The organism is Okeania hirsuta, from assembly GCF_003838195.1.
Taxonomy (GTDB): Bacteria; Cyanobacteriota; Cyanobacteriia; order Cyanobacteriales; family Microcoleaceae; genus Okeania; species Okeania hirsuta.
Window position 1 is genome coordinate 1 of the sequence record NZ_RCBY01000235.1, and the last position, 10,938, is coordinate 10,938.

Genomic DNA, 10,938 nt, shown 5'->3' on the forward strand with positions numbered 1-10,938 from the left:
TCCCGTTTTGTAATATCATGTCTATACCGAAACATGTCCTCTAGTCGAGAATCTAAAATATTTAAAAATAAGTTCTTTTTTCCTGAAAATTTTGGATTAGGTTGACGCCATCCTAGATAGGGTAAAATAGCAAATGCTCCGACTCCAAATGATAATGTCGAGAATAACCATGCTGGTATTTTTTTTCCTCTGCCGTCAAAGAACATTAAACAACTGTAAATCAACGGCCATATGCCCATAATATTGAATAGAGATACAATTAATGGATTGATATTTTCCCATTGACCTGTTGACAATTTTTGGATTAATTCTAAGGTATCTGGTTGGTCAGGAGGTGCTAGCAGAAATGCGTAAGTGCTAAACCCAATCCAAAGTAACCACAAAGCTATTTTTTTTAACATAAGTTGTTTGGTAGTTGTTTAGTAATAAAATTTTTTTCTTGCTTTGTTGAAATGTCAAATTATTTGATGAAATATTATTACCGAAAAATTGTGGTCTAAAGTCTCCGGATAAAAAAAGAGAATATTCCTAATGTCAAGCCTCCCTATTGCAGGAAGTACAGTTAGCATGGCTCCTCCGTAGGAAGCTAACTGTTAACTGATAACTGAAATAACTGCCTGCTGATTTTGCAGCTTACTTCTAACTTATAACTTAATTGTCTAGTAAAAATATTGATTTCTTTTTAGATGCTAGAGGTTATAATTCATCCTCAAAAGACTCATTAAAAGATTCATTAATTAAGGTAAAAATCTGTCTAAAGCTGACTTTAAAGCTTCAACCTCAACATCAATATCTCCATCTTGAGTTGCCCGGGCAATACAATCAGATAAATGGTTATCTAAAACCATACGAGCTACTCGGTCTAAAGCACCACGAACTGCAGCTATTTGTACTAATACATCAGGGCAAGGACGACTATCTTTGATCATAGTTTTAATTCCTCTAACGTGCCCTTCAATTCTTGATAATCTATTCACGAGACGTTGTAGGGATTCTTCACTATGAACATGAGGATGAGCAGAAGAGTGATGGTTATGTTCCGAATTTGACTCTGTCTTGGCTTGATTATGAGGTAGCTGTTCTTTTTGTTGTTGCTGAGATACCACCATAGATTTTGAGTATAATATAGTTAAGATTAGGAGTATTATAACACTAATACCACTCAGTTAGTCAATGAAACTTTAATGCTATGAGATTGCGCAAATTTTCTCAAACAATTACCAAAATAACTTCTCAATTATTGGCCATTTTTATTGTTTTTACTTTCATAGTTACTTGTGTACCGACCCCACAAGCAATGGCAGCTTCAAGACTATTCCAAGGACTATCAAATCCTCAGTTATTAGCATTGCAAACTGCACCAGAAAATCTAAATACTAGAAGTAGTAATAGTTTTGTTACAGAGGCAGTCAATAAAGTAGGTTTAGCCGTAGTGAGAATTGACACAGAGCGACTAATTACCCGTCCCACTAATCCACTTCTTGAAGACCCTTTTTTTGACCGTTTCTTTGGTGGAGAGTTACGAATGCCACCATCTTCAAAAGAGTTATTAAAAGGTCAAGGTTCTGGTTTCATTATTGACTCTAAAGGAATCATTTTAACTAATGCTCATGTAGTAGATAAAGCTGACAAAGTTACTGTAAGTTTAAATGATGGAAGACAGTTTACTGGGGAGGTAAAAGGAACAGATGAAGTCACAGATTTAGCAGTAGTTGAAGTTGATACAAAAGGTGAAAATTTACCAATAGCAACTTTAGGTAATTCAGATTTAGTACAGGTAGGAGATTGGGCAATAGCAGTAGGAAATCCCCTAGGATTTAATAACACTGTTACTTTAGGAATTATTAGTACTTTGAAACGTCCTAGTTCAGCAGTAGGAATTCCTGATAAGAGATTAGACTTTATTCAAACTGATGCAGCAATTAATCCAGGAAATTCTGGGGGTCCGTTGTTGAACGATCGGGGTGAAGTAATAGGAATTAATACTGCAATTAGGGCTGATGCTATGGGTATTGGTTTTGCTATTCCTATTAATAAAGCAAAGGAAATTAAAGATTTATTAGCTCGTGGAGAACAAGTTCCTCATCCTTTTGTTGGTATTCAAATGATTACTTTAACTCCAGAAGTTGCTAAAGAAAATAATCGCGACCCTAATTCTGTTTTAATTTTGCCGGAGGTAACGGGAGTTTTAGTAACAAAAGTTTTGTCTGGTACTCCAGCAGAAAAATCGGGGATACGGAAAGGAGATGTAATTGTAGAAATTGATAATCAATCAATAATTAGTGCTGAACAATTACAGAGGAAAGTTGAAGATAGTGGTGTAGGTCAAAAATTGCAGTTCAAAATTCTGAGAAATGGTAGACAACAAGAACTATTTGTTGTGAGCGGACAAATGAATTATTAGTGAGGAGTCAGGAGTCAGGAGGGAAGGGAATTTATAAACCCGACTTCTTTGAGCTTGGCGATCGCCTATCGACCCAAAGTTAGAAGGTTAACTTACTCTGTTACCGCCTCCCAATGACAAATCGAATAATTTATTATATGATTAGGACTTACGCATGAGGTAGGAAAAACTAAATGAGAAATTGCTTTCCGTTCCGGACTGCTCCGCAAACCCTGTCGGTCGCAATGACGAAAAAACGTTTTACTGCGTAAGTCCTAATTATATCCTATTGAGCTGCTCTTAGGGCTCGTAGTTGGGCTTGATCCAGGCTATAGTGGGAAGGGACTAAAGCCCAACTACAAACAAAGGCTTTATTATAAATAATTACCCGAACATAGGAGCTAGTGTATAAAAAATATGAATAAAAATCCCACTATCGAAGGCATCTACGAAGTCTGTATAGGTATCACCGAAACCTTATCAATGATTCAATATTGGCAACAATTTGGCTATCGCATGGGGCAAACAGGAGAATTAACTGCTCCCACAGTGAAAAATTTATATGGAGTCAATTCTCATCTGCGCTCAATTCGACTCGAACATCAAAATGCCGACCATGGTTTGATTCGCCTGATGACTTGGGAAAACCCCACTAATGAAGGTTTAGAAATGACATCAATGAAAGTTTTGGGCAACCGTTGGGGGACAACCTTAACAGCAGATGTTTTGAATATTCTTAACCATGCTGAAGATGCTCAGTTAGCAGGTTTGCCAATTAAATATACTTTTCCTCAGTGGGAAATGATTTACAAAATGGATAAAGGTCGCCCGTTTATCGATCCGGTAGTGGGAGTGCGGGAAATGATGTTGCTGCAACCATTAACACGTCAGGTATTGTTTCAACGTTTCAATTATACAGTGCCCGAATATGGCAAAATTAATCATAACTCTACTTTGAACACTAGCCAATTTACCCATGCAGGTATGGTGGTGCAAGATGATAGCAAAGAAACATTGATGTTTTACGAGGATGTGTTAGGTTTGTTGCGGTCGCGGGATGATGATGAAACTACTTATGAAAGTTCACAAGCAGGTAGGCAAATTTTTGATTTGCAACCGGGGGAAAAGTTTAGAGTTACAACTTTTGACGATCCACGCTCCTCAATAAACTGGCAGGAGGCACGCTCTGGCAGAATGTATATTATTCGATTTCCTGAAGCAATGAAGTTGAAAAGCTGTTTTGAATATTCGCGACCTGGTTGCTTGGGAATGTCTTTGTATACTTATCGAGTTAATAATATAAAATATTATTTTGACCGAGTTAAAAATTCAGCAGCAACTGAAGTTACAGATATTGTTGATAACGAATTTGGCGAACAAAGTTTTTCTTTTGTCGCCCCTGATGGTTATTTCTGGAATTTAGTTAGTAAGTAGTGGTGTGACACACCTAAAATGTTGCAATAGTAGCGGCGGGTTCCACGTTAAATTAATGAGTCTTAACCAATTAGATAAACCCGCCCCTACCCCAATAATCGCCCCGCACAAAATTAGGTGTGTCATTCCAGTAGGAGTCCTCATGAGTCAAGAGTCAGGAGGGAAGAAGGGAGAGGAGGAAAATTAGAACGGGAGCAAGATGCTCTGTACCATTACAATCCACCACTACCACCACTGTAGGGACGTTCCATGGAAGGTTCCTACAACGTTTTGCTTGTGAAGATGTGGTTCATCAATTTTAAAAGTGCTGTAAATAGGGTTTGCTGAAAAAGTCTTATGGGTGAGGGTAGGAGTCAGGAGTCAGGATAAATGGGAATTGCAAAGGATGTAGTTGGAAGAATTGTCCCTTAATTTTTCTGCCCAACTCTTGCACAAAATGCTAATACGCATGAGCTTTCTTAACCGAAAAGCTGGCATTTTTTTTCAACCCAATAATACTGAAACCTTTACATTTCTGGGCTTTGATAGTTAATCAGCAAGCCCTAAATAATCACAGAGGTGGCTAAAAGTGAATAACGAATGAGTGCGCCATTCGATTTTTCTGGCGTTGCGACTATAAACCTCTCCCCACACTCCCTATCTCCCCACATTCCCCTCCTGGGAGGGGCGAGGGGTGGGTCCTACTCTCCCAATCTCCCTTCCGCATTATTAGTGAGGTGTACCAATTTGAGAAAAGATATACTGGAGTTAATCATCATTACATTTGTGAGTTTTACCATTAACTCTCAGTCCACAACATGAAACTAATCACATTACATCTTTGTCCTCTGATGAGCTTCGTGTCTCTATTGGGAACAGTAGCTCTTCCTGCTTATAGTCAACCTATTACTCCGGCAAATGACGGTACAGGAACTACCGTAAATCAAAATGGCAACCAATTTAATATTCAAGGCGGTACTCATAACGGCACTAACCTCTTTCACAGCTTTGGTAAATTTAACCTCAACTCCGGTCAAACAGCAAACTTCATCTCCACCCCAAACACCCGTAATATTCTTGGCAGAATTACAGGTGGAGACCCTTCTAGAATTAATGGCTTAATTCAAGTTATAGGCGGTAATTCCAACCTTTTCTTAGTGAACCCTGCCGGAATCATGTTCGGCCAAAATGCCAGTCTCAATATTCCTGCTTCCTTCAGCGTTACTACTGCCACAGGTATAGGTTTCAACAGTAATAATTTCTGGTTTCAGGCAATAGGAACAAATGATTACTCGAACTTAGTAGGCGACCCCAGTGGCTACAATTTTAATGTCTCAAACCCAGGCGCAATAGTTAACGAAGGAAATTTAAGTTTAAATCCTGGAAAAGACTTAACTTTAGCAGGTGGCACAGTTATTAACACAGGTGAACTATCTACCGCAGGTGGTAATATCACCATCGCTGCAGTTAATGGTGGAGATACATTGAGAATATCTCAACTAGGCCATTTGTTGAGTTTAGATGTATCACCTACTTCTAATAATTTATCAGGACAGTCAATTACACCGATATTATTACCAGAATTATTGACAGGTGGTGACATACATCATGCCTCATCTGTGGTTATAAATGCTCAGGGTAATTTGGAATTGACCGATACAGCAGGAGTAGCGATCGCCTCTGGAAATATTGATGTATCAGATACCTCGACGAATGGAAGTGTTGGGGGACAGGTGAATGTGTTGGGCGATCGCGTAGCAGTTATCGATGCCAACATTAATGCCAATGGTTTAAATGGAGGGGGCACAATATTAATCGGAGGTGACTTTCAAGGTAATGGAATTGTTCCCAATTCTCAGCAAACTTTTGTTAACAATAACTCAATTATTTCTGCCGATGCTATTAATAATGGAGAAGGCGGTAAAGTCATAATTTGGTCGGATAATACGACTAATTTTTCCGGTAGTATTAGTGCTAAAGGCGGAGATTTTTTGGGGGATGGAGGATTTGTTGAAATCTCTGGAAAAGAAGAATTAATATTTGATGGAAGTGTTAATGTTACGGCAGCATTTGGAGAAGCAGGAACAATATTATTTGACCCTAAAAATATAATTATAGGAGAGTCAGAAAATAGCAACGAGTCACCGGAACAAAATGAAGCTGATAACGTCACACTTTCTTTAGAAGAATTAGAAGGTAAAATAACTCTTCAAGCTGATAATGATATAACTGTTAATGAAAGAATAGAAACTTCAGAATCAGTAGAATTAAAAGCTGGGCGAAATATAAATATCAATGCAGATATAGATACATCTCAAGGTAATAACAATATTTCTCTATTTGGTAACGACAATAGTGCAGATATTAATAATCGCGACCAAGGAGCAGGTTCGATTAATCAAAGAGAAGGTACAACATTAAATTCTGGTAATGGCGATATTACAATTAGACTAGGAAATTCAGGTACAAATGGCGATATAAATTTAGCTAATTTAACTACTACTGGTCAACTATCAATTAATGCTAACCAGGGGAATATTAGACAAGTTTCTCCTAACTCTTTAATTACTGCCGATAGAGCAATATTTAGAACTCAAAATTCTGGTGGCATAGGTTTAGCTGAAACACCTTTGCGAATAGATGTAAATAACTTAGAAGTATTGACAGGGGAACAAGGAGTATTTATTAATTCAATCAGTAATTTAACTATTGGTGGAGTTAGCGAAGAATTAACAGGAATTTCTACTAGAGGTGGCGGTAATATTGAACTAAATATTGATGGGAATTTTACTGCAATTGAAGAGGTAGTTACATCAGTTCCTGACAGGCAACCAGGAACAATTACTATTTCTAGTACTGGGAATATTGATACTACTCAAACCACACTTAAGTCAAATTCTGAATCAATTACAGGTGGCGATATTTCGCTCACTGCTGATGGCAATATTCAAATAGGAGATATTAATGCTTCTACCATGGGTAATGATAGAGGAGGGAATGTCACTATAAATAGTGGTGGTGAAACTGATACAACTGTGGGCAATATATTTTCGGCATCTTCTCAAGGAGATGGTGGGAATGTTTCTATCACCAGTCAGGGTAATATCGAAACTGGTCATATTGACTCTAGTTCAAATGGTAGTGGTAGGGGAGGCAATGTTACTATAAATAGTGATGGTGAAACTAATACGACTGCGGGCAATATATTTTCGGCATCTTCTCAAGGAGATGGTGGGAATGTTTCCATCACCAGTCAGGGCAATATCAAAACTGGTTATATTGACTCTCGTTCAGATGGTAGTGGTAATGGTGGGAATATTACTCTAAAAACTACAGGTGGTAATGTTGATACCAGTAGTGAAGAATTAGCATCTTTTTCCGTTAGGGGAAATGGGGGAAATGTCAGCATTACCAGTAATGGCGACATCAAAACAGCAGATATCTTTTCTTCCGCAGGCGATCCATTAGATATAGAGGGAGACTTAGCAAATTTATCACCATTCGAGACAGATAACACTGACTCAAATAAAACTCAGAATACAAACGGTAGTGGGGGAGATATTACCCTGAAAGCAGAAGGTTTTATTGATACTAGCAAAGGAACTATCGAATCATTTTCTCGTTTAGGGGGTGGAGGTAGTATCAGCATTACCAGCAAAGGCGATATTACTACGGGGGAAGTTTTTTCCACTGCTGGAGACCCTGATGTAGGTAACTCTGTAGATAATAACCCTACAAAAATACAGACAGAAATAAATAGTAGCAACAGTGGTGATATTACTATTGAAAGTAAAGAAGGGGCAGTAACTATCACAGCAGAAATAGATACTGTTGGCGAAGCAGGAAATGCTGGAGATATTACTATCAAAGCTTTTGGAGATATTAATACTGAAAGTATTGAATCAAGGACAGGTGGTGGTGAAGGTGGAGATATAACTATTGAAAGTATAGGTGGTACGATTGATACTATTGGAACTGGCACAGAAACAGCAGGAATATTTTCTGCTTCTATTAATGGAGATGCAGGAAACATTACCATCAAGAATAATGGGAAGTTGACCACAGGTAATATTGACTCCACTTCACTGAATGGTAAGGGTGGAAATATTAACCTAGAAAGTACAACTGGAAATGTTGACACCAGTCTTGGTAACATAGCTTCTCTGTCAGAAACTGGAAATGCTGGAAGTGTAACTATCAAAAGTCAGGGCAATATTAATACAGGTAATATTGATTCCCAGACACAAGGAGGTCAGGGTGGAAACATTAGTATTGAAAGTACAGGTGGTAGTATTGAAACCTTGGGAACAGACCAAGATGTAGCAGGAATATTTGCTGATTCTGAGGAGGGAAATGCTGGAAATGTTACCATCACAAGTAATGGCAATTTGATTACAGGTAATATTGATTCCCGCTCAACTAATGGTCAAGGTGGCAATATTACTCTCAAAAGTCTTGCCGGAAATATTGATACCAGTGCTGCTGAAGTCAGATCTTCTTCCCGTAGGGGTGATGCGGGAACAGTGAGTCTTACCAGTCAGGGCAATATTACAACAGGAAGTATCCTTTCTTTTGCTAGGGGTGATGCGGGAACAGTGAGTCTTACCAGTCAGGGCAATATTACAACAGGAAGTATCCTTTCTTTTGCAGGTCGAGGAACAGATGAATTGGAAGATTCAGAAGATTCATCTCAAAACGAGAGTGGTAGTAGTAATGGGGGAGATATTACCCTGAAAGCAGGAGGAACTATTGATACTACCGCAGGAACTAATGATCGATCTAAGTTAGAGTCATTTTCTCGAGAAGGTTTAGGTGGTAATATTACTCTGGAAGCTAAGGGTGAAATTACTACAGCTAAAATACTTTCTACCGCAGGCGACCCCCAAGCAAGTAACCCTGAAGATAATGGTGATATTACACCCCTAACAGAAACAGAAATAAATCAGCGCAGCAGTGGTAATATCCGCATTGAAAGTATGGAAGGTGCAGTAACTACTACAGAAGAAATAAATAGCTTTGCCACTTCTGGTAATGGTGGTAGTGTAACTATTAAAAGTCGTGGCAATTTAACAATAAGTGATATTAACTCCCGTTCAGATGTTAATGGTCGGGGTGGTAATATTACTCTCGAAAGTACAGATGGAAATATTGATACAACTAATGGCGATCGCGGCATATCTTCTTTTTCAGAATTAGGAAATGCTGGAGATGTGACTATTACCAGTAATGGCAATTTGACCACGGGTGATATTGACTCTCGTTCCAAAGGTAGCGGTCAGGGTGGCAAAATTACTCTCGAAAGTACAAGCGGAAATGTTGAGACAACAAATGGTGAATTATCTTCTTTTTCCGAATCAGGAAATGCTGGAGGTGTTACTATTACCAGTAGTGACAATTTGACCACAGGTAACATTAACTCTACTTCAAAAGGCAGTGGTCAGGGTGGCAAAATTACCCTCGAAAGTACAAGCGGAAATGTTGAGACAACAAGTGGTGAATTATCTTCTTTTTCCGAGTTAGGAGATGCAGGAGATGTAACTATTACCAGTAATGGTGATTTGACTACAGGTGATATTAACTCTAGTTCAAGAGGCAGCGGTCTAGGTGGCAATATTACTCTCGAAAGTATCACCGGAAATATTGATACAACAAGTGGTGAATTAGAATCTTTTTCACGTTCAGGAGATGCTGGAGATGTGACTATTACCAGTAGTGGCAATTTGACAACAGGTGACATATTTTCCTCAAGTGGCAACCCACGAGATTCAAACAACGAGGATAACTCGTCAGAAGATGTATCTGTATCAGAAGAAAACCCACAACAAACAGATAATTCTAATCCTGGAGAAAATACCGGAGGTGCCGGAGGTAGTATTACTCTAATAGCTGAAGGTGATATCAATACTACAGCAGGACTCATCGAGTCATTTTCTCGTCAAGGAGAAGGGGGCGATATTAGTCTCGAAGCTAAAGGTAATATTACTACAAATGAAATCATTTCCTCCGCAGGAGACCCAGAAAATATTCCACCTAAAAGGGAAAATACAGAAAACACCAACACTACTCAGTCTGAGGTTGAATCAGAAACAGGTAGTCCAGGGGGCGATATTACCATCCGGAGTATTGAGGGTAACGTAACAACTCAAGGAGAACTCATTTCTTATAGTAATCAAGGAAATGGAGGTAATGTTCGTATTATCAGTAACGGCGATGTTAATACTGCTGGTATTGACTCCCGCTCTGATAACAGGGGTCGTGGTGGTACTATTTCGATCCAAAATCAAACAGGTAGCATTGAAACTACCGGTGGTGAGTTAGCTTCTTCCTCCAGAACAGGTGATGGCGGTAATGTAGAGATTACCAGTACGGGTAATATTATAATAGAAACGATTTTTTCCGAGTCGGAAGGTGATGGTAATGGTGGAGATGTGACTATTACAGTGAACGGCAATATCCAAGTAGGAACTATTGAATCATTTGCTGGAGGTAGTGGTAAAGGTGGAAATATATCTATTACTGCAGATGGCGCAATAGATGCTAGTATTGGCGAATTAATCTCTAGTTCTCAAACAGGGGAAGGTGGAAACATTACTCTCAGTGCAACAGGAGATATTAGTACTGGTTTGATCGAAAGCTTTAGCGGTGCAGGAGCAAGAGGTGGTAATATTACTTTGGAAACAATTAATGGAAATATTGATACCACTGTTGGATTTTTAGGTGAAGAGGCAAATATTCCTACTGATGCGGATGTATCTTCAGAAGATGTGGCAACTATCTTTGAGCAGGAACGCGCCAACCTGAGTTCCTACGCTCCAGAGGGTACTGGAGGCAATATTGTGATTATTCAGCGGGGTCAAGGAGAGATTACCACTAGCAATATTAGTTCTTTTGGCGGGGAAAGTAGTGGAGCTGTTAATATCAGCAACAATGACGGCAATATTAACACGGGTGTAATTTTTTCCACTGCTATTAACGGTACAGGCGATCGAATATCTATTGAAACTCTGAATAACGGCGACTTAAATATTAATCATATTGCTACTTATTCTACTGCTGATGATGGTACTGGGGGTCAGATAAAATTGAATGCTAGTGGTACTGTCAATATTAATAACGTAGCATCCTTTGGCAATGCAGGTAGT

At 38.8% G+C, this 10,938-nt stretch carries 4 protein-coding genes and 1 pseudogene; 3 read left to right on the forward strand and 2 right to left on the reverse strand.

The features are described 5' to 3' along the window. Both D5R40_RS26185 and D5R40_RS26190 read right to left on the reverse strand, forming a co-directional pair. A pseudogene (locus D5R40_RS26185) lies at positions 1–401 on the reverse strand (DUF2834 domain-containing protein); the annotation flags it as partial. Positions 402–737: 336 nt separating this feature from the next. Continuing rightward, on the reverse strand, positions 738–1,109 hold the full coding sequence (locus D5R40_RS26190; RefSeq protein ID WP_124147470.1) for a metal-sensing transcriptional repressor: 372 nt from the start codon (positions 1,107–1,109) through the stop codon (positions 738–740). 80 nt (positions 1,110–1,189) lie between these two features. On the opposite strand from D5R40_RS26190, the gene D5R40_RS26195 reads away from it, so the two are divergent. From D5R40_RS26195 to D5R40_RS26205, 3 genes are all read left to right on the forward strand, one after another. After that, positions 1,190–2,404, forward strand: coding sequence for an HhoA/HhoB/HtrA family serine endopeptidase (locus D5R40_RS26195; protein WP_124147469.1), 1,215 nt, complete (start codon positions 1,190–1,192; stop codon positions 2,402–2,404). 396 nt (positions 2,405–2,800) lie between these two features. Next, on the forward strand, positions 2,801–3,817 hold the full coding sequence (locus D5R40_RS26200; RefSeq protein ID WP_124147468.1) for a VOC family protein: 1,017 nt from the start codon (positions 2,801–2,803) through the stop codon (positions 3,815–3,817). A gap of 797 nt (positions 3,818–4,614) precedes the next feature. Then, positions 4,615–10,938: two-partner secretion domain-containing protein (locus tag D5R40_RS26205; RefSeq protein WP_124155447.1), on the forward strand; the 6,324-nt coding region annotated here is incomplete at its 3' end.